This window comes from Streptomyces sp. NPDC101166, assembly GCF_044768125.1.
In the GTDB taxonomy this organism is placed as follows: domain Bacteria; phylum Actinomycetota; class Actinomycetes; order Streptomycetales; family Streptomycetaceae; genus Streptomyces.
On the sequence record NZ_JBIWPF010000001.1, the window covers coordinates 20,490 to 45,542 of the forward strand.

At 69.1% G+C, this 25,053-nt stretch carries 20 protein-coding genes and 1 pseudogene; 10 read left to right on the forward strand and 11 right to left on the reverse strand.

Annotated elements, in window-relative coordinates; translation table 11 throughout:
• Window positions 1-61: 61 nt before the first annotated feature.
• Window positions 62-859, reverse strand: coding sequence for an alpha/beta fold hydrolase (locus ACIRS4_RS00120; RefSeq protein ID WP_404187655.1), 798 nt, complete (start codon window positions 857-859; stop codon window positions 62-64).
• A 36-nt stretch (window positions 860-895) separates the two neighbouring features.
• Between ACIRS4_RS00120 and ACIRS4_RS00125 the strand changes: the two genes are divergently transcribed.
• On the forward strand, window positions 896-1,516 hold the full coding sequence (locus ACIRS4_RS00125) for a TetR/AcrR family transcriptional regulator (protein WP_404187657.1): 621 nt from the start codon (window positions 896-898) through the stop codon (window positions 1,514-1,516).
• 145 nt (window positions 1,517-1,661) lie between these two features.
• Here ACIRS4_RS00125 and ACIRS4_RS00130 read toward each other — a convergent pair whose 3' ends face one another.
• The gene (locus tag ACIRS4_RS00130; protein WP_404187660.1) at window positions 1,662-2,171 is read right to left on the reverse strand and encodes a winged helix-turn-helix transcriptional regulator; all 510 of its coding nucleotides are present in this window, start codon (window positions 2,169-2,171) and stop codon (window positions 1,662-1,664) included.
• Window positions 2,172-2,326: 155 nt separating this feature from the next.
• Here ACIRS4_RS00130 and ACIRS4_RS00135 point away from each other — a divergent pair, with 155 nt between their 5' ends.
• The 4 genes and pseudogenes from ACIRS4_RS00135 to ACIRS4_RS00150 all read left to right on the forward strand — a co-directional run bounded on the left by ACIRS4_RS00135 (window position 2,327) and on the right by ACIRS4_RS00150 (window position 7,253).
• A complete protein-coding gene (locus tag ACIRS4_RS00135) occupies window positions 2,327-3,340 on the forward strand; it encodes an NADP-dependent oxidoreductase (RefSeq protein ID WP_404187663.1) in 1,014 nt (337 codons plus the stop codon).
• 98 nt (window positions 3,341-3,438) lie between these two features.
• Window positions 3,439-3,576, forward strand: a pseudogene (locus ACIRS4_RS00140) (IS5/IS1182 family transposase); the annotation flags it as partial.
• A 288-nt stretch (window positions 3,577-3,864) separates the two neighbouring features.
• Window positions 3,865-4,638: an ABC transporter ATP-binding protein gene (locus ACIRS4_RS00145; RefSeq protein ID WP_404187666.1), complete on the forward strand. Its 774-nt coding sequence runs from the start codon at window positions 3,865-3,867 to the stop codon at window positions 4,636-4,638.
• Window positions 4,639-4,739: 101 nt separating this feature from the next.
• On the forward strand, window positions 4,740-7,253 hold the full coding sequence (locus ACIRS4_RS00150; protein WP_404187669.1) for an ABC transporter permease: 2,514 nt from the start codon (window positions 4,740-4,742) through the stop codon (window positions 7,251-7,253).
• A gap of 123 nt (window positions 7,254-7,376) precedes the next feature.
• On the opposite strand, the gene ACIRS4_RS00155 is transcribed toward ACIRS4_RS00150, so the two are convergent.
• The 3 genes from ACIRS4_RS00155 to ACIRS4_RS00165 form a co-directional block, all read right to left on the reverse strand.
• A complete protein-coding gene (locus ACIRS4_RS00155) occupies window positions 7,377-8,606 on the reverse strand; it encodes a sensor histidine kinase (protein WP_404187671.1) in 1,230 nt (409 codons plus the stop codon).
• A gap of 111 nt (window positions 8,607-8,717) precedes the next feature.
• The gene (locus ACIRS4_RS00160) at window positions 8,718-10,769 is read right to left on the reverse strand and encodes an RICIN domain-containing protein (RefSeq protein WP_404187674.1); all 2,052 of its coding nucleotides are present in this window, start codon (window positions 10,767-10,769) and stop codon (window positions 8,718-8,720) included.
• A 219-nt stretch (window positions 10,770-10,988) separates the two neighbouring features.
• Window positions 10,989-12,053: a LacI family DNA-binding transcriptional regulator gene (locus tag ACIRS4_RS00165; RefSeq protein WP_404187677.1), complete on the reverse strand. Its 1,065-nt coding sequence runs from the start codon at window positions 12,051-12,053 to the stop codon at window positions 10,989-10,991.
• 494 nt (window positions 12,054-12,547) lie between these two features.
• Here ACIRS4_RS00165 and ACIRS4_RS00170 point away from each other — a divergent pair, with 494 nt between their 5' ends.
• The 4 genes from ACIRS4_RS00170 to ACIRS4_RS00185 are packed head-to-tail and all read left to right on the forward strand — an operon-like array spanning window position 12,548 to window position 17,841.
• On the forward strand, window positions 12,548-13,858 hold the full coding sequence (locus ACIRS4_RS00170) for an ABC transporter substrate-binding protein (protein ID WP_404187680.1): 1,311 nt from the start codon (window positions 12,548-12,550) through the stop codon (window positions 13,856-13,858).
• Complete coding sequence (locus tag ACIRS4_RS00175) at window positions 13,855-14,877, forward strand: carbohydrate ABC transporter permease (protein ID WP_404187683.1); 1,023 nt, start codon at window positions 13,855-13,857, stop codon at window positions 14,875-14,877. Before ACIRS4_RS00170 ends, ACIRS4_RS00175 begins: the two co-directional genes overlap by 4 nt.
• Entirely contained in the window at window positions 14,874-15,761 is an 888-nt protein-coding gene (locus tag ACIRS4_RS00180) for a carbohydrate ABC transporter permease (protein ID WP_404187685.1), read from the forward strand. The genes ACIRS4_RS00175 and ACIRS4_RS00180 overlap by 4 nt, the downstream gene beginning before the upstream one ends.
• Before the next feature lie 43 nt (window positions 15,762-15,804).
• Window positions 15,805-17,841 (forward strand): beta-galactosidase, encoded by a 2,037-nt coding sequence (locus ACIRS4_RS00185; protein ID WP_404187688.1) that lies wholly within the window; start codon window positions 15,805-15,807, stop codon window positions 17,839-17,841.
• 35 nt (window positions 17,842-17,876) lie between these two features.
• Here ACIRS4_RS00185 and ACIRS4_RS00190 read toward each other — a convergent pair whose 3' ends face one another.
• The 6 genes from ACIRS4_RS00190 to ACIRS4_RS00215 all read right to left on the reverse strand — a co-directional run bounded on the left by ACIRS4_RS00190 (window position 17,877) and on the right by ACIRS4_RS00215 (window position 23,008).
• Complete coding sequence (locus ACIRS4_RS00190; protein ID WP_404187690.1) at window positions 17,877-18,836, reverse strand: DUF1152 domain-containing protein; 960 nt, start codon at window positions 18,834-18,836, stop codon at window positions 17,877-17,879.
• Window positions 18,837-18,951: 115 nt separating this feature from the next.
• Window positions 18,952-20,337, reverse strand: a complete 1,386-nt coding sequence (locus ACIRS4_RS00195; protein WP_404187693.1) for an NAD-dependent succinate-semialdehyde dehydrogenase — start codon at window positions 20,335-20,337, stop codon at window positions 18,952-18,954.
• Window positions 20,334-20,768, reverse strand: coding sequence for a cupin domain-containing protein (locus tag ACIRS4_RS00200; protein WP_404187696.1), 435 nt, complete (start codon window positions 20,766-20,768; stop codon window positions 20,334-20,336). Before ACIRS4_RS00200 ends, ACIRS4_RS00195 begins: the two co-directional genes overlap by 4 nt.
• 21 nt (window positions 20,769-20,789) lie before the next feature.
• Window positions 20,790-21,092 (reverse strand): putative quinol monooxygenase, encoded by a 303-nt coding sequence (locus ACIRS4_RS00205; protein ID WP_404187699.1) that lies wholly within the window; start codon window positions 21,090-21,092, stop codon window positions 20,790-20,792.
• A complete protein-coding gene (locus ACIRS4_RS00210; RefSeq protein WP_404187701.1) occupies window positions 21,089-22,159 on the reverse strand; it encodes an Ldh family oxidoreductase in 1,071 nt (356 codons plus the stop codon). The genes ACIRS4_RS00205 and ACIRS4_RS00210 overlap by 4 nt, the downstream gene beginning before the upstream one ends.
• A gap of 120 nt (window positions 22,160-22,279) precedes the next feature.
• Window positions 22,280-23,008 (reverse strand): GntR family transcriptional regulator, encoded by a 729-nt coding sequence (locus ACIRS4_RS00215; protein WP_404187704.1) that lies wholly within the window; start codon window positions 23,006-23,008, stop codon window positions 22,280-22,282.
• A gap of 276 nt (window positions 23,009-23,284) precedes the next feature.
• Between ACIRS4_RS00215 and ACIRS4_RS00220 the strand changes: the two genes are divergently transcribed.
• Window positions 23,285-25,045 carry a S8 family peptidase gene (locus ACIRS4_RS00220; protein ID WP_404189709.1) on the forward strand — a complete coding sequence of 587 codons (1,761 nt, stop codon included), beginning with the start codon at window positions 23,285-23,287 and terminating at the stop codon, window positions 25,043-25,045.
• Window positions 25,046-25,053: the final 8 nt, after the last annotated feature.

Consider the following 25,053-nt stretch of genomic DNA (forward strand, 5'->3'; position numbering starts at 1 on the left):
GCTGCTCTCCCTCGACCTGACCGGCCCTCGAGGGAGAGCGGCGCATCGGCATGGGTACCCGTCAGATGGTGGCGAGGTTGTTGAGAAGTTGGCCGAGCTCTGCTGGCGCCTGTATGTGGCCCAGGTGTCCCTGACCGGCAAACTCGTGTACTTCAGCATGAGCGACGCGCTGACGGATGTCGTCGAATGACGTTCCGTACGGGGCTGTTCCGCGGTTGCACTGGCCGATGATCAGGTCGACTTGATCTGCCTGTTGTGCCATCACATCTGGAGGCGGCGCCGCGTTCAGCGCACCGAGCTCTGCGTACAGCGGTCCGCTCAGGCGACGCAAGGCCGCCCAACCGTGACCATCGGCCCGAAGCTCCTCGACATGCGCCGCGGAGAAACCGGAGATCTGCCGATTGACGATCTCGACGCTGCGGTCCCTGTCCGCTGTCTCCTCTGCGGCCCTCAAGGCCGGCAGTGCATGACGGCCGAACGGTCGCATCACCGGCTCGTAGGCGATCACCTGGCGCATCGGACGCTCGTTGGAAGACAGCAACGCGATAACGCCGCCGTAGCTCCAACCGAAGAGCGCCCTCGCGCTGTTGAACTCGTCCAGGACCACGCCAAGGTCCTCGACCTCTGTTCGCAGGGAGTATGAACGGGTCAACGGCCCCGAGGGAGCGCGACCTCGGCGGTTTACGACTGCCACCGAGGGCCAGGCGTCGATGGCGCCCGCAACGCGGCGCCACGTGTGCGCATCGCTCATCACTCCCGGGACGACGACGAGGCCAGGAGCATCCGGCTCCCCGTACACATCGACCGTGACCCAACTGTCCCCGGCGACTGGCAACTTCTTCTGGATCGTTCGCTTCATTAATTTATTATGGAGCGAACGATCTATAATGCAAACGTGACCGAACGTAACCGTGGACGACCACGAGCCTTCGACCGCGACCGCGCGGTCCTCGACGCCGCTCGCCTCTTCTGGCGACGGGGCTACTCCGGCACCTCGACCCGCGCCCTGACCGCCGCCCTCGGGCTCTCCACCTCCAGCCTGTACGCCGCCTTCGGCAGCAAGGCCGGACTGTTCGAGGAAACCGTGCGGACCTATGCCGAGCGGTACCGCGTGATCTACGAGCAGGCTGTGACCGAGGAGGATCTCCGGGTCGTCATAGAACGCATCCTCATCGGCTCGGTCCACGAGTTCACCCAGCCCAGCGACACGCATCCCGGGTGTCTCATCGCCAGCGCCGTCATGACCGACAGCACGAGCACTCTCGATACCAGCGCCTACATCGCCGAACTCCACCGCTCGAACGAGCAGGCGCTCTTGCGGCGCATTGAACGGGCAATCCAAGAGGGCGACCTGGCCGCCGGAACCAGTGCAGTCGTACTGACCGGGTTCGTCCAGGCCCTTTGGCACGGACTGTCCGTACGATCCACCCTCGGCACGGCTCGTGAGGACCTGATCGAGGCAGCACAGCTTGCCCACCAGCTGATCTGCCAACAACTCGGGCCACCAATGTCCTGACCCGCAACATCTAACCCTCTCAGCCGGTCAACCCAGCCGCGCCGGCGCTGATCGCCCAAGACGCCGTCGATCTGCTCGTGTCCGCCGGGATCCGGCGCGTACGCGTCCGCGGCGCGGGCAGGTGCCTGGCGCGACCGCGCTCGGTTCACTCGGCGGGCCTCATACGAAATGCCGGGCCGGGGATGCTCTCGATGTCCTCCGCCTGCACGGCGTGACCCTGTTCGCAGCGGATCTGGGCGTCGACGTGCGCGCCGCATCCACGGTGCCGCGACAGTATGGCCGGGCCCTCGGGGTCGGCGCGGTAGCGGTCACCCCACTGCAGGAGCCCCATCACGGCCGGGACCAGGTCCATCCCCTTGGGCGTGATCACATACTTCGGCCGGCTCCGCGAGCCTGGCTCCTTGTAGGTCTCGGCGGCCAGGATCCCTTCCTCCACAAGCATCTTGAGGCGCGCCGCGAGGAGGTTGCGAGGACAGCCCAGGACGCGTTCGAACTCACTGAAACGGGACGAGCCGTACCAGACCTCGCGCAGGATCAGGATCGTCCACTTCTCCCCCACGACCTCAAGGGTCCTGGCGATCGAGCAGTTCGACGTGTCCCGGTCGAGACGGGGGTCCTTGTCGGCGTCCTGAAGCGTTTCGGTCCTCGCATCCATGCAGCGATACTAGCCTCACCTGAGTTTACTTTTCTATACTCAGACCGTAGCGTCATGACCAGCAGCTCCCCCGGCCGCATGAGAGAAACGGGCGCGCAGGGGGGCTGGCCGAATCACATCGGCACCGAGACACCCACGCAGAAAGGGCGGCCGGCATGAAGGCATTCGTCGTCGAGAAGTACGGCAAGGGCGGCGCGCGCGCCGCAGAGGTGCCCGAGCCCACCGTCGGGGACCGCGACGTCCTGGTCAGAGTGAGCGCCGCCAGCGTCAACCCGCTGGACAAGATGGTCCGCGACGGGGAGTTCAAGCAGCTCCTGAAGTACAAGACCCCGTTCGTGCTCGGCCACGACGTGGCCGGCGTCGTGACCCGGGTCGGCTCCGCCGTGCACGGCATCGAAGTCGGCGACGAGGTCTACGCCCGCCCGCGCGACCTGCGGGTGGGCGGCTTCGCGGAGTTCATCGCGATCGACGTGGACGATGTCGCGCCCAAGCCGGCCTCCCTCACCCTGAAGGAGGCGGCCGCGGTGCCGCTGGTGGCCCTGGCCGCCTGGCAGATCCTCGTCGAGCGCGCCCAGGTGAAGCCGGGCCAGAAGGTGCTCATCCACGCCGGCGCCGGCGGCCTCGGATCGACGGTGATCCAGCTCGCCAAGCACCTCGGAGCCACCGTGGCGACGACCACCGGCACCGCGACCGAGGGACTGGTCAGGAGCCTCGGCGCCGACGTCGTCGTCGACTACACCAAGGAGGACTTCTCGAAGCTGCTGTCCGGCTACGACCTGGTGCTGGACTCCGTGGGCGGAGCGAACCTCGAGAAGTCGCTGACCGTGCTCAAGCCCGGCGGCCTGGCCATCAGTGTCGTCGGCCCGCCGGACGCCGCCTTCGCCAAGCAGCTCGGCGCCCCTTCCCTTCTGGGCCTGGTCATGAACGCGCTCAGCCGTAAGATCCGCAAGCAGGCCAAGGCGCTGGGAGTGCGCTACCAGTTCTTCTTCATGCAGGCCAACGGCTCGCAGCTGCGCAAGCTCGGCGCCCTCTACGAAAGCGGGAAGCTCCGGCCCGTCATCGACAGCACCTTCCCGTTCGACCGGACGCTCGAGGCGATGGCGCACGTCGAGCAGGGCCGCACCAAGGCCGGCAAGGTCGTGGTCTCGATGGAGCCCCACAACGACTGAGCCCGCGCCGGTCGCAGACCCTCTGTCCGGCGCGGTCATGGGGACGACGCCGACGGCGATCCGATGATGACCAGGTCACGAAGAGCCGCCGCTGTTGGTGTTCCCGCGCCCCTCCGCTGGTTCCGGCCGACCTCGCCCACCAGGGTGGCGGCCCCTCGCTGACCTCGGGCATCAAGCGCGGGCCCCTGCAGGAACTCACCCTCAACGAGGAGACCGTCGACCGGGCACCGGTCGAAGGCTGCGTTCCGCATCGGCCGAATGGCTGAGTCGGCGGCGGGACGGGCTTGTCGGTTCGAGGCTCTTGATCCTCCTTTCTCAGGCGGCTTCTCCCTGCAAGTCGTCCTCGGAGCTGACGCAGTGCCATACCTGAGGATGACCAGGTCTGTTCCGCCATCAGCTTCGGGGGGTCGGTACTTCGGCTGATCCGGAGGGAGCGGTGCGGACCGGACGATGAAGGAGTCCACAGCCCGGTGCGGGTCGCAAGCGCGCCGGGCTGTCCGCGCCCTTGATCGGAGCAAGACCTCGTGACCGCTTCGCCGCCCGTTCCCAGCACTCCCCCCGTCGCTGCCCGCGCCACCGAGCTGTCCAAGGTCTACGGGCAGGGTGATACCCGGGTTGTCGCCCTTGACCGGGTCAGTGTCGGCTTCGGGCGGTCGCAGTTCACCGCGATCATGGGACCCTCCGGGTCCGGCAAGTCCACGCTGATGCACTGCGTAGCCGGACTGGACAGCTTCTCCTCCGGCTCCGTCCGCGTCGGCGACATCGAGCTGGGAGCTCTGACGGACAGGCAGCTCACCAAGCTCCGCCGGGACAAGGTCGGCTTCGTCTTCCAGGCGTTCAATCTGCTGCCGACCCTCACCGCGCTCGAGAACATCACGCTCCCGATGGACATCGCGGGCCGGACCCCGGACAAGGAGTGGCTGGACAGCGTCATCCAGATGGTCGGCCTGTCGGGCCGGCTGACTCACCGCCCCGCCCAGCTCTCGGGCGGCCAGCAGCAGCGTGTGGCCGTGGCCAGGGCGCTCGCGTCCAAGCCGGACATCGTCTTCGGGGACGAGCCGACCGGGAACCTGGACTCGCGTGCGGGTGGGGAGGTCCTGGGGTTCCTGCGTGACTCCGTACGGACGTCGGGTCAGACCGTCGTCATGGTCACCCATGACCCGGTCGCCGCATCCTACGCGGACCGTGTCGTCTTCCTCGCTGACGGGCGGATCGTCGACGAGGTGTACGAGCCCACCGCGGACGGGGTCCTCGACCTCATGAAGTCCTTCGACGCCCCCAGGTTCCGGACGAGCTGAGCCGTTCCAGCCGAGCTGGACCGCACCGAGTCGTACGAACCGCCACGCGCCCTGACCGATCCCCGTCTACCCCTCCCTCACCTCGTCAGGACCACACCACCATGTTCCGCACAGCCCTGCGCAACGTCCTCGCGCACAAGAGCAGACTGCTGATGACCGTGCTCGCCGTCATGCTCGGCGTCGCGTTCGTCTCCGGCACTCTGATCTTCAACGACACCCTCAGCGACGGCTACCGCGACCAGACGGCCAAGAGCTACGCCCACGTGGACGTCGAGGTCCGCGCATCCGGCCCCTCCGACCAAGTCCCCGGCATCAGCGGGAAGGCGCTGAACGAGATCGCCCGACTCGACAGGGTCGCCGGAGCCGCCGGACGTGTCGGCGGGATCGCCGGCGTCGCAGACAAGGACGGCGCGCTCATCGGCACTGGCACGCCCGGCATGGGCGCCAACTTCGCGCCCGGGAAGGACGGCGAGGACCCGCTCTACGTGTTCACCAAGGGCAGCGGCCCCAGCCGCCCCGGCCAGGTCGCGCTCGACGAGGACACCGCCGAGAAGGGCGGCTACGAGGTCGGCGACACGGTGCGTGTCGCCTTCAGGGGGCCGGCGAAGACCTACGAGCTCTCAGGCGTCTTCACCACCGACGACACCTGGGTGGCCCTCGGCGACAGCCTGGCGCTGTTCGACACGCCGACCGCTCAGCGGCTCTTCCTCCAGCCCGGCTACTACGAGTACGTCACCGTCACCGCCGCCCCCGGCACGTCGAGCACCGAACTCGCCGCCACCCTGGGGAAGCTGCTTCCGGACGACACGGACGTCAAGACGGGGCAGCAACTCGCCGACGAGAGGGCCAAGGGAGGCGCGAGCGACGCGTCGACACTCAGTGCGATCCTGCTCGCCTTCGCCGCCGTCGCGCTCTTCGTCAGCGTCTTCCTGATCGCCAACACCTTCACCATGCTCGCCGCGCAGCGTACTCGCGAGCTCGCTCTGCTGCGCGCGGTCGGTGCCTCCCGCAGGCAGGTCACCCGATCCGTACTGATCGAAGCGATGGCTGTCGGCACCGTCGGCGCCGCCGGCGGGCTTGGACTCGGCGCCGCCCTGGCCGCCGTGGCACGTTCCACGGTCGGTGTCTTCGGCGCGAAGAACCCGGACGGTCCGCTGGTCGTCACGGCGACGACCGTCCTGGTCGCAGTTGTCGTCGGTGTCCTGGTCACCATGCTGGCCGCCTGGCTGCCGGCCCGCCGCGCCGCGAAGATCCCGCCGGTCGCGGCGATCGGCAGCGCACACCTGCCGGCCACCACCAGGTCCCTGCTGGTACGGAACCTGTTCGGCACGATCGTCACGCTGGGCGGCGCGGCGGTCGTGGTCGCGGGCGCCGGGGCCGGCGGCTCCCTCGGCAAAGGGCTCGTCGGGCTCGGTGCCGTCCTCGTGGTGACTGGTGTCCTCGTGCTGATCCCGTTGCTGTCCCGGCCCGTGATCACGGTCGTACAGCCGCTGCTGCGGGCCGGCTTCGGGGTCTCCGGCAAGCTCGCGGGCCAGAACGCCGTACGCAGCCCGCGCCGTACCGGTGCCACCGCATCCGCGCTGGCCATCGGCCTCACGCTGGTCAGCGCCATGACCGTGCTCGTCACCACCGTCGGCCAGTCCACGGACAAGGTGACGACGGACATCGTCAAGGCGGACTACATGGTCAGGGACAGCGGCGCGGGCCTGGACACCTCGGCGGCCGCCGCGCTGCGCAAGGTCCCCGGCGTCACTGCGGCGTCGGAGGAACAGCAGACCTGGATGCAACTCGACGGCATCCAGGAGGATGTTTCCGCCGTCACCCCGGCGGACTTCGACAAGGCCATCAGCCTCCCGGTCGTCTCAGGCTCGCAGGGCACGCTCGAGAAGGGGCAGGTCGCCGTCGCCGATGACGAAGCGCGGGCCCACGGCTGGAAGGTGGGTGACACCCTGCCGGCGATCTACGGGGACTCCGACAAAAGCCGCAAGCTGACCGTCGGAGCCGTCTTCGAGTCCAACGAAGTCGTCCTGCCGGTCGTCGTCTCCGCGGATGTGATCGATCCGAACTCCGCCTCCACGACTCTCTCGAAGGTCTACCTGAAGACGGATGGCAGCACGCTCGAGAAGGCACTCGCCGACGCCCTCGCCGGGCGCCCGGGGATCAAGATCGATGACCGGCAGGCCATCCGCGACGAGTTCAGCGGAGCCTTCGGCACCGTGCTGAACGTGTTGTACGCACTGCTGGCGATCTCCCTGGTCATCGCGGTGCTGGGAGTCGTGAACACTCTCGCGATGTCGGTCTTCGAGCGGCAGCGGGAGGTCGGCATGCTGCGTGCCGTCGGGCTCGACCGGCGGGGCGTGACGCGGATGATCCAGCTGGAGGCCGTGGTCATCTCCCTCTTCGGCGCGGCGATGGGCATCGCGGTCGGAACCTTCCTGGGCTGGGCCGTCGGCGACATCGTGAAGGCGGACATCCCCGGATACGCGCTGGTGCTGCCGTGGGACCGGTTCGGGCTCTTCCTGGTCCTGGCAGCGCTGGTCGGCCTGCTGGCCGCCATGTGGCCCGCCCGCAGCGCGGCCCGGCTGGACATGCTCACCGCCATCAAGACCGAGTAGCCGAAACGGGTCGCCGTACGGCCGTGGCACACCGTGCCTGCGGCCGTGCCGTCATGGGCAGGGATGGACCTGTTCATCCGGTTCGACTCGGCTCTCCGGCAGGGCGCGCCGGCCGCCTCCGGGTCACTGCGCTCGTCTCATGGCGGGGAAATGGGCCACGACCTCCCAGCCGTGGTCCTTGCGTGGGCTGGTGTGCAGTGTGCCGCCGAGAGCGGTGACGCGTTCGGTGAGGCCGACGATGCCGAAGCCTCCGCCGCGGGCGGCGTAGGGCATCGGGGAGCCTCCGCGGCCGTTGTCGCGCACCGTCACGTGCAGGGTGCCGTCGGTGTGAGCGAGGGCGACGGTGACCTCGGTGGCGTCGGAGGCGTGGCGGCGTACGTTCGTCAGGGCCTCCTGGACGACGCGGTAGGCGGCGGCCTGCACTTCGTGGGGCAGGTTCCGGGGCACTGAGGCATCGCCGTGCAGTTCGGCCTTCGGACCAGCCGGACCACCGAACCCGTCGACCAGGTCTGCGAGTGTTGTCAGGTCACCCACCGGGCGGTTCTCGCCTGGCTCGAGGCGGGCCGTCTCCTGTGGGCCACTGCGCAGGAGACCGACGGTCACGCGCATGGAGTCGAGCGCCTGGGTCGCAGCCTGCTCGATTCCGGCGAGAACCGGGTCCAGCCGACCGGGTTCGGTGGCGGCCATCATGCGGGCCATCTGTGTCTGGACCAGGATGCCGGTGACATGGTGGGCGACGAAGTCGTGCAGGTCGGCCGCCATGGCAAGGCGTTCGGCGCGGCGGGTCTCGGCGACCGCGAGGCCGCGTCTGTGGTCCAGGGTGCGCAGGTAGCCGCCGAGGCCGGCGAAAACGCCGGCCAGCAGCGCCAACGGCGGCGCGAACAGCAACGCGTCTTCCCTTGCGATGACACCGTGGAAGCGCAGCGGCACCACAACGGTCGCCCCGCCTGTGAGGACGGCACACAGCAGCGCCCACCGTGGTGAGCAGGCACGGACGGCGATCAGCAACAGGCAGAGCAGGAAGGCCACTTCACCGGGGCCGAGTGTCCGCACGCGCTCGGTCGTCGCGGCCACGGCGGTCAAGGCCAGGGAGACGCCCGCTGGAACCGCGGTCCGCAGTTGGGGGGTGAGCCAGGCGGGTCGCCGGGCGGGGGGCAGGAGGACGGCCGTGAGGCCGAGCGACAGGAGCAGGAGCACCGGCCAGAGGGTCTTGCCGTTGGCGACGGCGATGAGCACGTCCGCGGCGGCCAGCAGGACCAGCGCGGTGACGCCCGTCGCACGCAGATAGCCCTGCCGACGGGGCCGCGTCGTGGGGATGTCGTCCGTCGCAGGCAGGAGGTTCACATCGGTCACCGTAGAGAGGAGCGGTCAGTTGCGCCCCGGCCGGTCGGCCGGGGCGGACGGCAGGCGCGGGACCGCTTCGCCGGCGGTCCTCGCGCCTGGTCGTCACACAGGTGTGAGCTGTCAGTTGATCCGGACGATCTTCCAGAGCTGGTCGTCGAGGCCGGCGCTGCCCCACTGGACGACGGCTGCCCCGTTGGCGGTGGAGGACTGGGCGACGCCGGCGACGAGGGTGCTGTTCACGTTCCGGAGTTTGTAGTAGCCGCCGCCCGCGTCGGTGAGGGTCCACTTCTGGGAGTCGGCGTTTGAGGCGGTGTTCTGGACGACGGCCGCTCCCGCTGTGGTGGAGGAGTTCTGGATGGCGAGGTTGAGGTTGCTCTTGACGTTCTTGATGTTCCAGGCGCCGCTGCCCGCGGACTGGAAGCTGAAGAGCTGGCAGGCGCAGGCCGTGTTCTGCCACTGGCCTACGGCGGTGCCGGCGGTGGTGGAACCGTTCGGGATGTCGAGGTACTTGCCGCTGTTCTTGTTCACCAGGACGTACTGGCCGGTGCCCAGGGGTGGCAGGGCGGTCTGGGTGAGGTTCCAGCGCTGGCAGGCGCAGGTGGTGGTGTCCCACTGGACGGCGGTGGTTCCGACGGTGGTGGAGGCGCCGGGTATTTCGAGGAACTTGCCGCTGATGCGGTTGGTGATGCTGTACCCGCCGGCCGGGTGGGGCGCGACGGCCCATTCGTGGTCGGGGGTGCCGTTGTCATCCCACTGCAGGACGGTGGCGCCGTCGGCGGTGGACTGGCTCTGGACGCCGAGGACCTTGCCGCTGGCGACGTTGAAGATCTTGAAGTAGCCCGAGGACTGCTGCTCGAAGCGCCACTGCTGGTCGGTGGAGGTGGTGGGGTTCTGCTGGGTGGCGGTGGTGCCGTTGGTGGTGGAGCCGCCGACGATCGTGAGGTTCAGGGCGCTGTTCGCGTTGGTCATGGTGTGAGTGGCACCATCGGAGACGCCGCCGCCCAGGTCGATCGTGCTGTAGGTGACCGGGTTGGAGAGGTTGCTGCCTCCGCGTCCGGCGCTGAGGATCAGCAGACTGTGCCCGTCGGGAAGGGCCGTCATGCCGCGGCTGTAGCCGCCGACCACGTTGGCGCTGATGCGCGTCCAGGTGTTCGCGGCGCCGTTCTGCGTGTTGATGAACAGGTCCTCGGCGCTGTTGGCGCTGAGGGCGAGCGTTCCGTCGGCGCCTCCTGTGGGCAGCCAGGTCAGGTAAGGGGCGCTCTGGGGCACCACGCCGTCCGTCGTCCGCAGCGGGATGCCGGTGACCGAGCCGAACGCCTCCGGGTCGGAGGAGATCTTGTAGTAGACGGAGAAGTTGCCCTCGGGAGCGCCGCCGTACTCGTACGACAGGACGTACTTGCCGTTCGGCAGCTTCGCGACGGTCGGCATACCCGGACGGTTGCTGAAGGTGGGCATCGCCACGTCGTCCACGACGGGGCCCCAGGTACGGGCGTCCGTGGAGACCTGGTGCACGATCTTCTGGCCGTGGCCGGGGTCTCGCTGGTCGGAGTAGTAGACGATCAACTTGCCCCCGGAGACCAGGAAGAACGGCTCCCAGACCGGAGTGTTCCCGTTGGTGTCCCAGGCGGCGCCACCGGTGGCGATGTTGCTGACGAAGCTCCAGGTCTGCCCGCGGTCGGTGCTGGCGTACAGATCGATCTTGGTCGCCGACCGGTCGGAGGGTACGGAGTCACCAGCGGCCAGGATGGTTCCCGCCGGGAAGTCACCTATGGCGGTGGGTAGTTCGAACAGCTCGGGCTGCCAGCGCATGCCCCAGCCGTTCTGCGTGTCGGCGACATCGGAGATCTTGCTCCAGGAGTTGCCGTTGTCGCTGGAGCGGTAGACCGGGAAGACGGGCGTGCCGTTGGTGTACTGCTCGAACGTGGCGAGCAGGCTGCCATTGGCCGACCCGTTGTGCTGCAGGCGCAGCACCCGCGGATACAGCGAACCGGGCGAAGGCGCACCCGACGGCGGGGTGTACATCGTCTGCGAGGGACGCGAGAGGGCCTGCGCCCGCCCCGCGGCCGGCAGCATCATCGTCGCCGCGGCGACGATCAGTGCAAGGAACAGGAGGGTTGTGCGGCGGGAACGCTGAGCGGCGCCGGATCTGGCGCCCGACAGTACAGGGGACATGTGCGGCTCTCAGGACGGAGGAGGGATGGGAGGGGCCGTGCCCGCCGCCCGGGATGAAACCGGGTAGGCGGCGGCGAGCCCGGGGCGCGCGTCCACCGCGCAGGAGGAGCCGCGGCGTACGGCACGGGAATCGGACCGGTCCGCCTCTCGGGTGGGACGACCGGTGCGATGGGCGGAGTTGTGCCCGGGGCGCGATGGGTTCCCTGCTGCCGGGGGCTCTCAGGTGGTGCGCCCGACCGCCTTGTCGGGGTGCGACGGCGGAGGCGCGGTCGAGCCGCGGACGATGAGTTCGATCGGTGGGTCGCTCGCCTGCGGCAGGTCGGTGTCGGGTTTGTCGATCGCGTGCACGAGAAGACGGATGCCTTCCCGGGCCGCGGCCTCGAAGGGCTGGCGCACGGTGGTCAGCGGAGGTGAGACGTAGGCGAAGACCGGGTTGCCGTCGAAGCCGACGACACTGATGTCCTGCGGCACCCGGCGCCCGGCTTCCCGCAGGGCCTGGATGAGGCCGATGGCCATCTCGTCGCCCGCGGCGAAGACAGCGGTCACGGACCTGTCCGCGGCCAGCGCCTGGCCCACGGCATGGCCGGAGGCGGCCGACCAGTCACCGTTGAGCAGCGGCGGCTCGTGCGCGCCCCGCTCCGCGAGCGCCGCCCGCCATCCCTCGATGCGGTCCTTGGTGGCGTACCAGCGCCGCGGGCCGGCGAGATGATGAACGGTGGGGTGTCCCAGGTCCAGCAGATGTTCGGTGGCCGCCCGCGCCAGCTCGTGCGCGCCCACACCCACGGTCACGGTGCGGGTGGCGGTGAAGGCCGGCGGCGCCCCGAGGAAGAGGACAGGGACGTCGACGCGGACGCCGACATCACCCTCCACGATGGGTTCGGAGACGACGACGCCGTCCACCCCTTGTTCGAGCAGTGACTCCACCGCCCCCGCGATACCCGCGGGGTCGCCGTCGGGCGTGTAGACCACGCGGAGCGCGTAGCCCGCGTCGCGCACGGCCCGCTCGATCTGCACGAGCAGCGAAGCGGTCCCGTATCCGGCGGTGCCCAGGGCGACCACGCCGATGGAGCCGGTACGCCCGGAGGCCAGTGTTCTGGCCGCCTGGTTGAGCCGGTAGCCGAGTTCCTCGGCGGCCGTGAGGACCTTTGTGCGCGCCTCCTCGGAGACATAGGGCTCGTTGTTGAGAACGCGGGAGACCGTCTTGCGCGACACCCCGGCCAGGTGAGCGACGTCCGCGCTGCGCGGCACGGAGGAGCCCTCGCTCCGTCCCACCACTGCTGTCATGAGGTCTCCCGACGGCCGTGCTCTGCATTGAAGGAGGTCAACTGTATGACCACGCGGTCTGACCGCGTGGTCATGTCTACGTAGGCGACGGCTGTACGTCAAGGGTTCCCGCAGCATCGATTGCGGTGGACGGCGACGGATCCGATGGCGGGCGTCTGTCGGCGACGAGTTGCGCGGCCACCTTGAGGAGGTCACACCTGTCGGGCAGAAGTGCAGCTCAAACGGTATATGCCCGGTCACACGTCCGCTCATGGAAAGAGGCCGTGACACCCGCCCGAGGGTGGGCCGGCCGCCCTGCCGACATGTGCGGCCGACCCTCAGCCCGGATCCAAGGGTCTTGACATCAGCTCCACGGAGCATTCAGTCTTCCTCGCAACCACCGGTCGCTTTTGTTTGATCGTGTTGAGTCCTGGTCGCGTGGACGACCGCTTCCCCGTCACATCCCCTCGGGTCGACGTGCCGTCCGGGCACGGCCGCCCTGTTCAGGAGCCGAAATGCACTCTTCCTCCCTCGGTCGGCCCATGCCTGCTGCCAGCCGTCGCACAGTCCTGCGCGGTATCGGTGGCGCAGCCGTCCTCGGCGCCGGCATCCCCTTGCTCAGCGCCTGCGGCGGCAGCGGTACGGCCGCCGACCCGAAGACCGTCAGCCTCGGGTCGAACGCGTCCGACGCGGTGCCCAAGCAGGCCTTCGCCGAGATCTACGCGGCGTTCACGAAGCAGTCCGGAATCACGGTCGACGTGAACACCAAGGACCACAACACGTTCCAGGAGCAGATCAACTCCTACCTCCAGGGCACCCCGGACGACGTGTTCAACTGGTTCGCCGGCTACCGCATGCAGTTCTTCGCCGCCAAGGGCCTGGCCTCCCCGATCGACGACGTGTGGCAGAAGATCGGCGGCAATTTCCCCGAGGCGATGAAGGCGCTCAGCAAGGGCGCGGACGGCAAGTACTACTTCGTGCCGATCTCCACGTCCCTCTGGGGCGTCTTCTACCGCAAGAGCGTCTTCGAGAAGTACGGCTACGAGGTCCCCACCACCTGGGACCAGCTCGTCGCGCTGTGCAAGCAGATGAAGAAGGACGGCCTCGTCCCGTTCGCCTTCGGCGACAAGGACGCCTGGCCCGCGCTCGGCACCTTCGACCAGATCAACTTCCGCACCAACGGCTACGACTTCCACGTCGAGCTGATGGCCGGCAAGGAGTCCTGGACGGACGCCAAGGTCCGCACCGCCTTCGACCACTGGGCCGAGATCCTCCCGTACCACCACGAGGGCGCGGTCGGCCGCACCTGGCAGGACGCGGCTCAGACGCTGATCTCGAAGAAGGCGGGCATGTACCTGTTCGGCAGCTTCGTGGCCCAGCAGTTCACGAACAAGGCCGACCTGGACGACCTCGACTTCTTCCCCTTCCCGGAGATCGACTCCGCGTACGGGCAGGACACCGTCGAGGCGCCGACCGACGGTTTCATGCTCTCCAAGGCCCCGAAGAACAAGCCCGGCGCGCTCAAGCTCCTGGAGTTCCTGGGCACCCCGGAGGCCGAGCAGATCTACCTGAAGTCCGACCCGAGCCTGGTCGCGGCGTCCGACAAGGCGGACACTTCCTCGTACACCGCGCTGCAGAAGAAGGCGTACGCGACGATCTCCGGCGCCAAGCACCTCACCCAGTTCATGGACCGCGACAGCCGCCCGGACTTCACCTCCACGGTGATGCAGCCCGCCCTGCAGAAGTTCGTCCGCGACCCCAAGGGCGTCGACAGCCTGCTGGCGTCGATCGAGCGCCAGAAGAAGACGATCTTCGCGTCCGCATGACCGTCACAAGGAACACCGGTACCGGGACCGGCGCCACCAGAACCCCGGGGACGGCCGCATTGCCGCCCTCGGGCAACCCGAAGAACGTGACCGCGCATCAGACCAAGCGGCTCCGGAAACCCCTGGGCCACCGCCGGCTGCTCACCCGACGGGACCGCGTCACGCTCGGCCTGATGGCCGGGGTGCCGACGATCCTGCACGTCATGCTCGTCTGGCTCACGGCGCTCGCCTCGATCGCGCTGGCCTTCACCACCTGGGACGGCATCGGCTTCGACTCCATCAGATGGGTCGGTCTGGACAACTTCCGGGAGCTGTTCACCAGCAACCCGCAGTTCTGGCCGGCCGTCGAGCACAACGTCGTCTGGTTCGTCGTGCTGATCCTGATCCCGACGCCGCTGGGCCTGTTCCTGGCCGTGCAGTTGGACAAGAAGATCCGGTTCAGCAAGGTGTACCAGACCGCGTTCTTCCTGCCCGTCGTACTGTCTATGGCTGTCATCGGGTTCGTCTGGCAGCTCGTCTACAACCCGGACACCGGGCTGATCAACAGCATCATCGGTGCGAACGAGCCCGGCCACTACATCGACTGGATCGGTGACCCGGACCTCAACCTGTGGTCCGTCCTCATCGCCGCGTCGTGGCGCCACACCGGCTACATGATGATCCTCTACCTGGCGGGCCTGAAGGGTGTCGACCCGGCCCTGCGGGAGGCGTCCTCGCTGGACGGCGCCAACGAGTGGCAGACGTTCAGGAACGTCACCTTCCCCACCCTGCGCCCCACCAACACCGTCGTCCTGGTCGTCACCATCATCGAGGCGCTGCGCGCCTTCGACTTGGTCTTCGTCTTCAACAAGGGCGCCGCGGGCACGGAACTGCTGTCGATCCTGGTCACCGACAACATCATCGGCGAGTCCAGCCGGATCGGGTACGGCTCGGCGATTGCGGTGGTCCTGCTGGTGATCTCGCTTGCCGTGATCGTCCCGTACCTGATCGCGACCTTCCGGAAGGAGCGGCGCGCATGAGCACCGTGAGCGCGCTCGGAAAGCAGCGCACCCCCGTCCGCCCCGCCCGGATCCTGCTGCATGTCTTCCTCGCCGGCGCCGCGCTGGCCTGGCTCGCGCCCCTGCTGTGGGCGATGTACGCGGCGATGCGGCCGTATGCCGAGACCAGCGCCAAGGGCTATGTGTCCTGGCCCGACAAGCTGAGCCTCGACAATTTCACCAACGCTTTCCAGCAGTCGGACATGCTGCACTACTTCGGGAACACCCTGCTGGTGGCGATCCCAGCGGTGCTGCTGACGCTGTTCCTGTCGTCGTGTGTGGCCTTCTACGTCAGCCGCTTCGACTTCCGGGTCAACCTCTTCCTGCTCCTGGTGTTCACGGCCGGCAACCTGCTCCCGCAGCAGGTCATCATCACTCCGCTGTACCGGCTCTACCTGCTGGTCGACCTGCCCGGCATCACCATGAGCGGCAAGTTGTACGACTCGGCGCTGGGCCTCGTGCTGATCCATGTGGCGTTCCAGTCCGGGTTCTGCGCGTTCGTGCTGAGCAACTACATGCGCTCGCTGCCGCACGAGCTGACCGAGGCCGCGCTCGTCGACGGCGCCTCGGTGTGGCGCCTGTACTGGCAGATCGTGCTGCCGCTGTGCAAGCCGGCGATGGCCGCCCTGGCCACATTGCTGTCCATCTGGATCTACAACGACTTCTTCTGGGCCATCGTCCTGATCTCCACCGGCGAGAACATGCCGATCACCTCGGCGCTGAACAATCTCTCCGGCCAGTACTTCACTGATCCCAATCTGGTCGCCGCCGGCGCCCTGCTCACCGCGATCCCCACCCTGATCGTCTACTTCGTGCTCCAGCGCCAGTTCGTCAGCGGCCTCACGCTGGGCGCCAACAAGGGCTGAAACACGCCTTCCTGTCGTCCCCACACCTTCCGGAGTACCGCCAGTGACCACCGAACGCCGTCTCCGCCTGCCCGGCATCGCCTACGGCGGCGACTACAACCCCGAACAGTGGCCCGAGGAGGTGTGGGCCGAGGACATGGCCCTGATGCGCGAGGCCGGGGTGACCATGGTCAGCGTCGGCATCTTCTCGTGGGCCCTGTTGGAGCCCGCGGAGGGCGTCCACGACTTCTCCCGCATGGACAAGATCCTGGATCTCCTCCACGAGCACGGCATCGCCGCCGACCTCGCCACCCCGACGGCCTGCCCGCCCGCCTGGTTCTTCCGGGCCCACCCGGAGGCACTGCCGGTCGACCGCGACGGCCGCACGCTGTCGTACGGCAGCCGCCAGACGTTCTGCCCGTCCAGCCTCGCCTACCGCACCGCGGCCCTGCGCATCGCGGGCGCGCTGGCCGAGCGGTACGCCGAGCACCCGGCCGTGGCGATGTGGCACGTTCACAACGAGTACGGCTGCCACAACGCGGAATGCTTCTGCGACACCAGCGCGGCCGCCTTCCGGCGCTGGCTGAAGGCGAAGTACGGCAACGACCTGAACGCGCTCAACGACGCCTGGGGCACCACCTTCTGGAGCCAGTGGTACTACGACTGGGAGGAGGTCATCCCGCCCCGTGCCACCGGCGCCGACCCCAACCCCGCCCACCGGCTGGACTGGCGCCGCTTCTGCTCGGACGAACTGCTGTCGCTCTTCACCGCCGAACGCGACGTGCTCCGCCGCGCCGCCCCTGGCCTCCCCGCCACCACCAACTTCATGGTGATGCACAACTTCGACGCCGTGGACTACTGGCGCTGGGCTCCCGAGCTGGACATCGTCTCCAACGACCACTACCTGCTCGCCACCGACCCGGAGTCGGAGACCGACATCGCGCTCTGCGGCGACCTGGTCCGCTCCCTGGCCGACGGGCGGCCCTGGCTTCTGATGGAACACTCCACCGGAGCCATCAACTGGCAGCCCGTCAACCGGGCCAAGCGGCCAGGTGAGATGCGCCGCAATGCGCTCGCCCATGTCGCGCACGGCGCCGACGGCATCGCCTACTTCCAGTGGCGCGCCGCGAAGGCGGGCGCCGAGCAGTGGCACTCGGCGATGCTGCCGCACGCGGGCACCGACAGCCAGATCTGGCAGGACGTCGTACAGCTAGGCGCCGATCTGCGGGCCCTCGCCGAAGTGGGCGGCAGCACCAGCCCCGCCAGGGTGGCCATCGTCTGGGACTGGGACGCCCGCTGGGCCATGGAGCTGCCCTCCCAGCCCAGCAGCGAACTCCGCTTCCAGGACCTGGTGAGGGACTGGTACACACCGCTGTGGAAGGCCGGCGTGGCGGTCGACTTCGTACGTCCCGACAGCCCGGAACTCGACCGCTACCAGCTCGTCCTCGCCCCCAGCCTGTACCTGGTCGGCGACACGGGCGCGACCAGCCTGGCGGCGTTCGTCGAGCACGGCGGCACCCTCGCAGTGGGCTTCCACAGCGGTGCGGTGGACGAGAACTGCCACGTACGCCTGGGCGGTTACCCGGGCGCCTTCCGGAAGGTCCTCGGCGTCCACGGCGACGAGCTGTTCCCCCTGCTGCCGGGACAGACGGTCGGCCTGGCCGGCCAGGTCCCGCAGCACGCGACCGCCGACCTGTGGACCGAGCGCCTCCGGCTCACCGGGGCGGAGGCCGTCGCCACGTACGCCGACGGACCGCTGGCCGGCGTCCCGGCCGTCACCCGCCACGCGTACGGCGACGGCACCGCCTGGTACCTCGCCACCCACCCGGACACCACCACCCTGGCCGCCGTCCTGGAGCGTGTCTGCCTCGAGGCGGGGGTGCGTCCGGAGCATGAAGTGCCGGCCGGCATCGAGGTGGTCCGGCGGCGGGGCGCCGAGGCCGACTACCTCTTCCTGATCGACCACGCCGGCCACGGGGCCGAGATCCCCGCCGAAGGGGTCGAACTCCTCACCGGCAAACCGGTCGCGGGCTCCGTCACCGTCCCCGAAGGAGGCGTCGCAGTCGTCCGTGAGGCGACGTCCGGGGCGAGTGGTGGGTGAGGTGGGCGGGGCGGCGCACTCACGGCGCCGCCCGTCTAATGCGGGAAGCTGCGGGGTGGGCGAGTGACTATGGATTCGCGGAACTCGGCGATTCTGGAGTGCACTTGGCGCATCAGATGGGTGTCCTCGATCCGATCCAGGTAGAGGCAGCGGGCTGCCAGGCCTGGAAGGTCGAAGGCGAAGTACAGGGACATCAGCGGGTTCACGAACAACTCGCTGTCCCGGGTGCGGTCGGTGAACCGTACGTCACCGAACGAGCCACGCACGGCAGCCGCGATGGAACCGTTCACGATGCTGGGGTGCTCCGGGGTGTGGCGCTGAGCGTGTGCCACCGCCTCGAGGTAGAGCGCGCCCTCACGGGTGGCGCGCGGTATCGAGAACGCACCGAGGTACGCGCCGTCGCGCTCCAGCGCGGCGATGTTCTCCAGTACCTGCACATGGTTGACGCCGTGATAAGCGTCCACACCGAAGCCGACCGACACGACGAGCCGGGTCGGTATGTCGTTCAGCGCGGCCAGCGCCGCCACGCTGGTCAGGTCTTCCTCCGGAGTGCCGAGCCCGGCTTCGTCACCGCGCATCAGAATGTCCGTACCGCCGTCGACCAGCACCACGGCGTCGACGCGGTGCAGATCGATCAGTGCTTGGTAGGCGGCGCGCAGCGGTCGTACCCCGGTCTGGGGAAAGGCGTACACGGTGGACGGGTATCCGTGCCGGCTCAGCCACTGAGCGAGGGTCCGCTCGGGGAAGTATCGCTGGTGCACAGCGGAGTCGGGAGTGACGGCGGCCAGGTCCGGGGCGATCCAGTCCTCGAGCGGGAGGCCGTCGAGTGCGCTGAAGGAGAGGTTCGCGAGGTGCACCTGCTTGCCCTGATGCAGGAGGGAGAGAGCCAGCGGCAGCCCGGAGTAGATGTCGAAGCCGCCTCCCGCGCCCGCGACGAGGATGCGTTCGGCATCGGCGAGCCGGGTGAAGAGCGGGTTGGAGTAGAGGGACGTCATGACCATGATTGTCCGTGGACCCGGCCCCGGGCGCTCCCGAGTTATCGCCGCGACGACGGAGCCAGGGCCACGTCGACAGCAACTGGCAGGAGGGGGCGGTCAGGGCCTGAGCCGGTCAGGTGGTGACCCAGTAGGTGCGTGTGTTGGTGAACTCGCGGATGCCGGCGGCGGCCAGTTCGCGGCCGTAGCCGCTGCGCTTGGTGCCGCCGAAGGGCAGGCGTGGGTCGGAGGCGACGATCGCGTTGACGAAGGCCGCGCCGCTGGTGATCCGGCGGGCGAGGGCGACGCCGCGGCCGGGGTCTGATGTCCATACGCTCAGGCCGAGTCCGTAGGCGGTGGCGTTCGCGAGCCGTACGGCGGCCTCGTCGTTCCGGGCGACGGTGATGGCGGCGAGCGGGCCGAAGGTCTCCTCGTCGAAGGCCGGCATGCCCGGGCCGGTGTCCGCCAGGACGGTCGGCTGGTAGAAGTAGCCGTCGCCGGGGAGCGGTTTGCCTCCGGTCAGCAGGCGGGCGCCGGCGGCGGCGGACTCCTCGACCTGCCGATGGATCGCCGCCCGCAGGTCGTCGCGGGCGAGCGGGCCGACCTGGGTGTCCCGTTCGCGCGGGTCGCCGACCCGCAGGGCTTCGACGCCGGACACGAACGCGGCGGTGAAGGCGTCCGCCACCGGGGCGGCGACGATGAACCGCTTCGCGCACACGCAGCTCTGGCCGGCATTGGTGAAACGCGCCTTCACCGCGGCCGCTGCGGCTGCTTCGGCATCGGCGTCGTCCAGGACCACGAAGGCGTCCGAACCGCCGAGTTCCAGAACGGACTTCTTCGCCGCGCGGCCCGCCGCGGAGCCGACGGCCGCGCCCGCCCGGTTGCTTCCGGTGAGGGTGACGGCGGCGACCCTGTCGTCCTCGATGAGCCGCGCGGTGGTCTCCGGCACGTCGCCGTCGGCGATGACCAAAGTGGTCACCAGGTGTTCGGGGAAACCGGCCGCGACGAAGAGGTCCTGCAGGGCGAGCGCGCTGCCGGTGACGTTGGAGGCGTGTTTGAGCAGGATCCCGTTGCCGGCCACCAGGGACGGGATGGCGAAGCGCATGACCTGCCAGACGGGGAAGTTCCACGGCATGACGGCCAGGAGCAGACCGACCGGCTCGTGGGCGACCCAGGCTTCCGCTCCGTCGATGTCCACATGTTCGTCGGCGAGGATTCGCGGGCCGTGGTCGGCGTAGTACTCGGCGGTCAGTGCGGACTTGCTCACCTCTCCCTCCGCCTCACCGATCGGCTTGCCCATTTCGGTGACGGCCAACTGAGCCAGTGTCGCCCTGTGTTCACGCAGGACGGTGGCCAAGTGATGGACACGGGCCGTCCGTTCGGCGACGGGGACGCCGGTCCAGGCGCGGGCGGCGGCGTGAGCACGCTGCACAGCCGCCTCGATCCGTACGGTGTCCCAGGCTTCGTACTCGGCGAGCGGCTGTCCCGTGGCGGGGTTGACGGTGCGTATGGTGGCACTCATGCGGTGGGCGCCCCTCCCTTGTCGTGCTCGGAGAGATGCTCGAAGGTCTCGCCGGTGGCGGTGATGGTGCGGGTGACGTCCCGGCCGCCGTAGACCCAGTAGATCCGCATGACTCCCTCTCCCCGGTTGAAGAACCGGTGCGGGACACCGGCCGGGACCCAAGTGGCCTGGCCGACCCCCAGGTCGAAGAACTCGCCGTCGATCTCGGCGGTCGCCTCGCCCTCGAGGACGAGCACCGACTCCTCGACGTTGTGGCTGTGCAGGGGCAGACCGGTGCCGGGCTGGAACACCGTCTGGCCGGTGGTGATGACGGCCTCTTCGGAGTTCCACTTGCCGACGTAGGGGACGGTGGCCACTCCGCCGCCACGGTCGAAGCGTTCGACCTCGTCGGGGTGGATGAGCAGATTCGGTGAGGCGGGCCTGGTGCACATGCGGTGGCTCCGATCGACAGGTCAGGAGTGGTGGAACAGGCGGCGGGAGAGCGTGTTGACCTGGCTGCCGGGAACGACGTACTTCGCCGCCGCCTCCCGCCAGACCTTGAAGTGGGGTGCGGCTCGGTGTGCCTCGACGGCGGCCTCGTCGTCGTAGATCTCGTGGAAGACGAAGTGGTGGTCGTCCTCCAGGTCGCAGACCACGTCGAAGTAGCGGCAGCCGGGTTCGTCGGTGAAGGAGCGCTCGGCGTTCTGCTCGATGGCCTCGAGGAAGGCGTCACGGCAGCCGGGGACGACCTGGAGGGACACGGTGAGCGCGATCATGCGGACAGCTCCTGCGGAGTGACGGGGGCGGGCAGGGGTACGGCGGTGGCTTCGGCGATACGGCCGAGAGAAGACCAGGTGTCATCGGCGAGGGTGATGCCCTCGCTGCGCAGGCGCTCGGCGGTGCGGACCTCCGGCTCGCCGGGGACGAAGACCTCAGCCGTGCCCGGAGCGGCGGGGGTGGACTTGGTCTCCTCGACCAGGGTCTCCATCCGTTGTTCGAACTCGGCCGGATCGGCCATCGCCGCGATGTCGACGCAGATCAGCAGGTGGCCGACGCCGCTGCGGCCGGCGGGCTGGTAGGGGCCGACGACCGCCGAGCCGAAGGCGCTGCCGGTCAGCACGCCTGCCAGCACGTCGAGCATGAAGGAGATGGCATAGCCCTTGTGACCGGCCATCGGCAGGATCAGGCCCTCGATGGCACGCCGTGGGTCGGTGGTGGGCACGCCGTCCGCGTCGGCCGCCCAGCCACCGGGGATGGGCTCGCCGCGCTCCTTGGCGTGGTAGATCTTGCCGCGCGCCACGGCGGTGTTGGCGATGTCCATCACGACCGCGCCGTACCGGCCGCCCGGGGCGGCGATCGACCACGGGTTGGTGCCGATGCGCTTCTCCCGCCCGCCCCAAGGGGCCATCGCCGGACTGGCGTTGGTGGCCAGAAGCGCCACACAGCCCCGCTCGGCGGCCTTGCGGGTGAAGTACGCGGCCGTACCGAAGTGACCGGAGTTGCGGACCCCGACCGCGCTGATCCCGTGCCGGCGGGCGCGCTCCACACCCCATGTCACCGCGCGGTCGGTGAGCACCTGGCCGAGGCCGTCACAGCCGTCCACGACCAGGACGGCGCCGCTGTCGGTCACGAGCTCGGGAGCGGCGACGGCGGTGGTCGCGCCGCTCGCGAGACGAGCGAGGTACCAGGGCAGGCGCAGCATCCCGTGGGACGGATGGCCCCACAGCTCGGCGGTCACCAAGGTGTCCGCGAGCAGTCGGGCGTCCGCGGGCGGAACGCCGTGGGCCTCGGTGGTGGCGGCGGCGAACCCGAGCAGGTCGGCGGCGCCGACGGTATGCGGCATGAGACGGCCCCTCGCATCGAAGAATGATGTATCGGCAATACTGTATCCACTTCTGTATACAGTATGGCGGATGCGGAAGCCACCGGCACGGTGGATCACCGGACCGAGAAGTGCGGGCGGTTACTGGCCCGCGACATCCAGGTGGACGTCGGCGCCGATCGCGAAATCCTGGCCGGTCAGGCTGTCGATCAGCGCCTGGAGGGTCTGCGCGAGATGGTGTCGGCCGGCCGCTTCCGCCGCCTGCGCGTCCCCCTGCACGATCGCCTTCAGCATCGCGCGATGCTCCTCCAGCGACGTGAGCATTCGGCGCGGACCGCTGTGCGAGAGATGCCGCAGCCGTACGGTCTCGCTGCGCAGGTCACGGATCGTCCGGGCGAGGTAGGGGTTGCGGCAGGCGGCGATGACGGCCTGGTCGAAGCCCTCGGTCACCTCGTAGAACTCCTGGTAGGACCGCGCCTGCCCGGCGGCGTCCAGGGCACGGAAGGACTCGTCGAACTCCTCCAGCCGCTCCAGCAGTTCACGGAACGGCACCAGCACGCGCTCGTCGAACGCCCCGGCCGTCGCGACCGACGCGGCCGCACGCGGCTCCAGCAGCATCCGGAAGTCGAACAGGGCCCGCACCCCGCCCAACGAGATCGCGGCCACCCGGGCCACCTCCCCCGGCACAAAGTCGACCAGCCCTTCCCGGGCCAGCCGCCGGATGGCCTCCCGCACCGGCGTCCGCGAGGCACCCAGTTCCTCGCCCAGCTGGACTTCGCTCAGCTTTGCCCCCGGCCGCAGCCTCAGCGACTCGATGTCGCTCTTCAGCCGCTCGTAGACCGCCTCGCTCTTACCTGTTGCCCGAGCCACGGAACTCCTCGTCGATCCTGCCGCACACATCTATGTATACAGATTAGCCGCCCAAGGCTTCCCCGCTCCGACCCCCCGATGCCCCGAGTACGTCTCTTTTCAGCCATGCCCCTATAACGTCCCTGCACGGAAAGGTACTTCCGTACCGGAGCACGCGCCTGACATCTTGCATCCACCACTCGTTCGTACGGCCCCGCCGGTGCCCTCAGCACGGTCGGCCCGTCTCCGGAGGACGCATTGATACCTCATATGTCCAGCCGTCCTAGACGCACGCTGGTGCTGGCGGCCACGCTCGGCGCCGCCCTCGCGTTCGGCGCCCCGGGCGCCCTCGCGGGCACGCTCCCCGTCGGCCCCTCCACCGCGCCGGCCGCCAAGGCCCACGCTCCGGCCGCCGTGCCGGCTTCCCAGAGTGCGGCCTGGGTGGCCGGCACGCGTGCCTACCTCGTGATCACCGCCCCCGGTGACAGTTCGGCGGTCCGCTCCGCGATCGTGGCCAACGGCGGCACCGTCTTCTCGAACTTCGACGCGATCGGCGTGATCGTCGCCCACTCGGCGTCCAGCGGATTCGCCGCCACCATGCGCGGCGTCGCCGGCGTGCAGCAGGTCGGCGCCACGCGCACCTCGGACGTCCCGGCCGACGCATACAACCCGGCGCTGCCGGCCAATCCGGCCCAGGCCACGACCCCGGCCGGAGAACCGGTCCGGGCCGACATGAGCCAGATCAAGGCCGACCAGGCCTGGGCCGTCAACCCGGGCTCCGCCTCCGTCACGGTCGGCATCCTGGACACCGGTGTGGACGACCAGCACCAGGACCTGGCGCCCAACTTCAACGCGGCGGACTCGGTCTCCTGCGCCTACGGCAAGCCCGACACCCGTGCCGGCGCCTGGCGGGACGTCGACACGCACGGCACCCACGTGGCGGGCACCGTCGCCGCGGCCAAGAACGGCAAGGGTGTCGTCGGCGTGGCCCCCGGGGTGAAGATCTCCGCGGTCCGGGTCGCCGAGCCGGGCAACTCCTTCTTCTTCGCCGAGAACACCATCTGCGGCTTCGTCTGGGCCGGTGACCACGGCTTCAAGGTCACCAACAACAGCTATTACACGGACCCGTGGCAGTTCAACTGCCCGGACAACATCGACCAGGCCGCCATCATCGAGGGCGTCAAGCGCGCCCAGGAGTACGCCGAGGGCAAGGGCTCCCTCCAGATCGCCGCCGCGGGCAACGAGAACTACGACCTCGCCCACAAGACGACCGACTCCGCGAGCCCGAACGACTCGACGCCGGTCACCCGTACCATCACCAACGCCTGCCTCGACATCCCGACCGAGCTGCCGGGCGTGGTCACGGTCGCGGCCAACGGCACGGGCGTCACCAAGGCCTCGTTCTCCAACTACGGGCAGGGCGTCATCGACGTCGCGGCGCCGGGCAGCAACGTGTACTCCACGGTTCCCGGTGGCGGCTACGGCAGCAAGAGCGGCACCTCGATGGCCACCCCGCACGTGGTCGGCGTGGCAGCACTCATCGCCAGCGCCAACCCGGGCATCACGCCGGCGCAGATCCGTGCCAAGCTGGCCGCCCAGGCCAACGACATCGCCTGCCCGTCGGACAGCCGCTGCACGGGCACGACGGCCGACAACTCGTTCTTCGGCGAAGGACAGGTCGACGCCCTCAAGGCCGTCGGGACCACCCCGCCGCCCGGCAAGTACTTCGAGAACCTCGCGGACTTCGCCGTCAACGACAACGCGACCGTGGAGAGCCCGATCGCCGTCACCGGCGTGACCGGCAACGCCCCGGCCACCCTCAAGGTGGGTGTGGACATCAAGCACACCTACATCGGTGACCTGAAGGTCGACCTGGTGGCGCCGGACGGCACCGTCTACACGCTGCACAACCACGCCGGCGGCGGCGCCGACAACATCGCCCAGACCTACACCGTGAACGCCTCCTCGGAGGTCGCGAACGGGACCTGGAAGCTGCGCGTCAACGACAACGCCGCCTCCGACACCGGCAAGATCGACGCCTGGAACCTGACCTTCTAGGACTTGCC

Coding starts and splice junctions, on each gene's coding strand:
- ACIRS4_RS00120 (WP_404187655.1), bottom strand. CDS start 859: ATGAAGCGAACGATCCAGAAGAAGTTGCCAGTCGCCGGGGACAGTTGG.
- ACIRS4_RS00130 (WP_404187660.1), bottom strand. CDS start 2,171: ATGGATGCGAGGACCGAAACGCTTCAGGACGCCGACAAGGACCCCCGT.
- ACIRS4_RS00135 (WP_404187663.1), top strand. CDS start 2,327: ATGAAGGCATTCGTCGTCGAGAAGTACGGCAAGGGCGGCGCGCGCGCC.
- ACIRS4_RS00150 (WP_404187669.1), top strand. CDS start 4,740: ATGTTCCGCACAGCCCTGCGCAACGTCCTCGCGCACAAGAGCAGACTG.
- ACIRS4_RS00160 (WP_404187674.1), bottom strand. CDS start 10,769: ATGTCCCCTGTACTGTCGGGCGCCAGATCCGGCGCCGCTCAGCGTTCC.
- ACIRS4_RS00165 (WP_404187677.1), bottom strand. CDS start 12,053: ATGACAGCAGTGGTGGGACGGAGCGAGGGCTCCTCCGTGCCGCGCAGC.
- ACIRS4_RS00170 (WP_404187680.1), top strand. CDS start 12,548: ATGCACTCTTCCTCCCTCGGTCGGCCCATGCCTGCTGCCAGCCGTCGC.
- ACIRS4_RS00175 (WP_404187683.1), top strand. CDS start 13,855: ATGACCGTCACAAGGAACACCGGTACCGGGACCGGCGCCACCAGAACC.
- ACIRS4_RS00180 (WP_404187685.1), top strand. CDS start 14,874: ATGAGCACCGTGAGCGCGCTCGGAAAGCAGCGCACCCCCGTCCGCCCC.
- ACIRS4_RS00190 (WP_404187690.1), bottom strand. CDS start 18,836: ATGACGTCCCTCTACTCCAACCCGCTCTTCACCCGGCTCGCCGATGCC.
- ACIRS4_RS00195 (WP_404187693.1), bottom strand. CDS start 20,337: ATGAGTGCCACCATACGCACCGTCAACCCCGCCACGGGACAGCCGCTC.
- ACIRS4_RS00200 (WP_404187696.1), bottom strand. CDS start 20,768: ATGTGCACCAGGCCCGCCTCACCGAATCTGCTCATCCACCCCGACGAG.
- ACIRS4_RS00205 (WP_404187699.1), bottom strand. CDS start 21,092: ATGATCGCGCTCACCGTGTCCCTCCAGGTCGTCCCCGGCTGCCGTGAC.
- ACIRS4_RS00210 (WP_404187701.1), bottom strand. CDS start 22,159: ATGCCGCATACCGTCGGCGCCGCCGACCTGCTCGGGTTCGCCGCCGCC.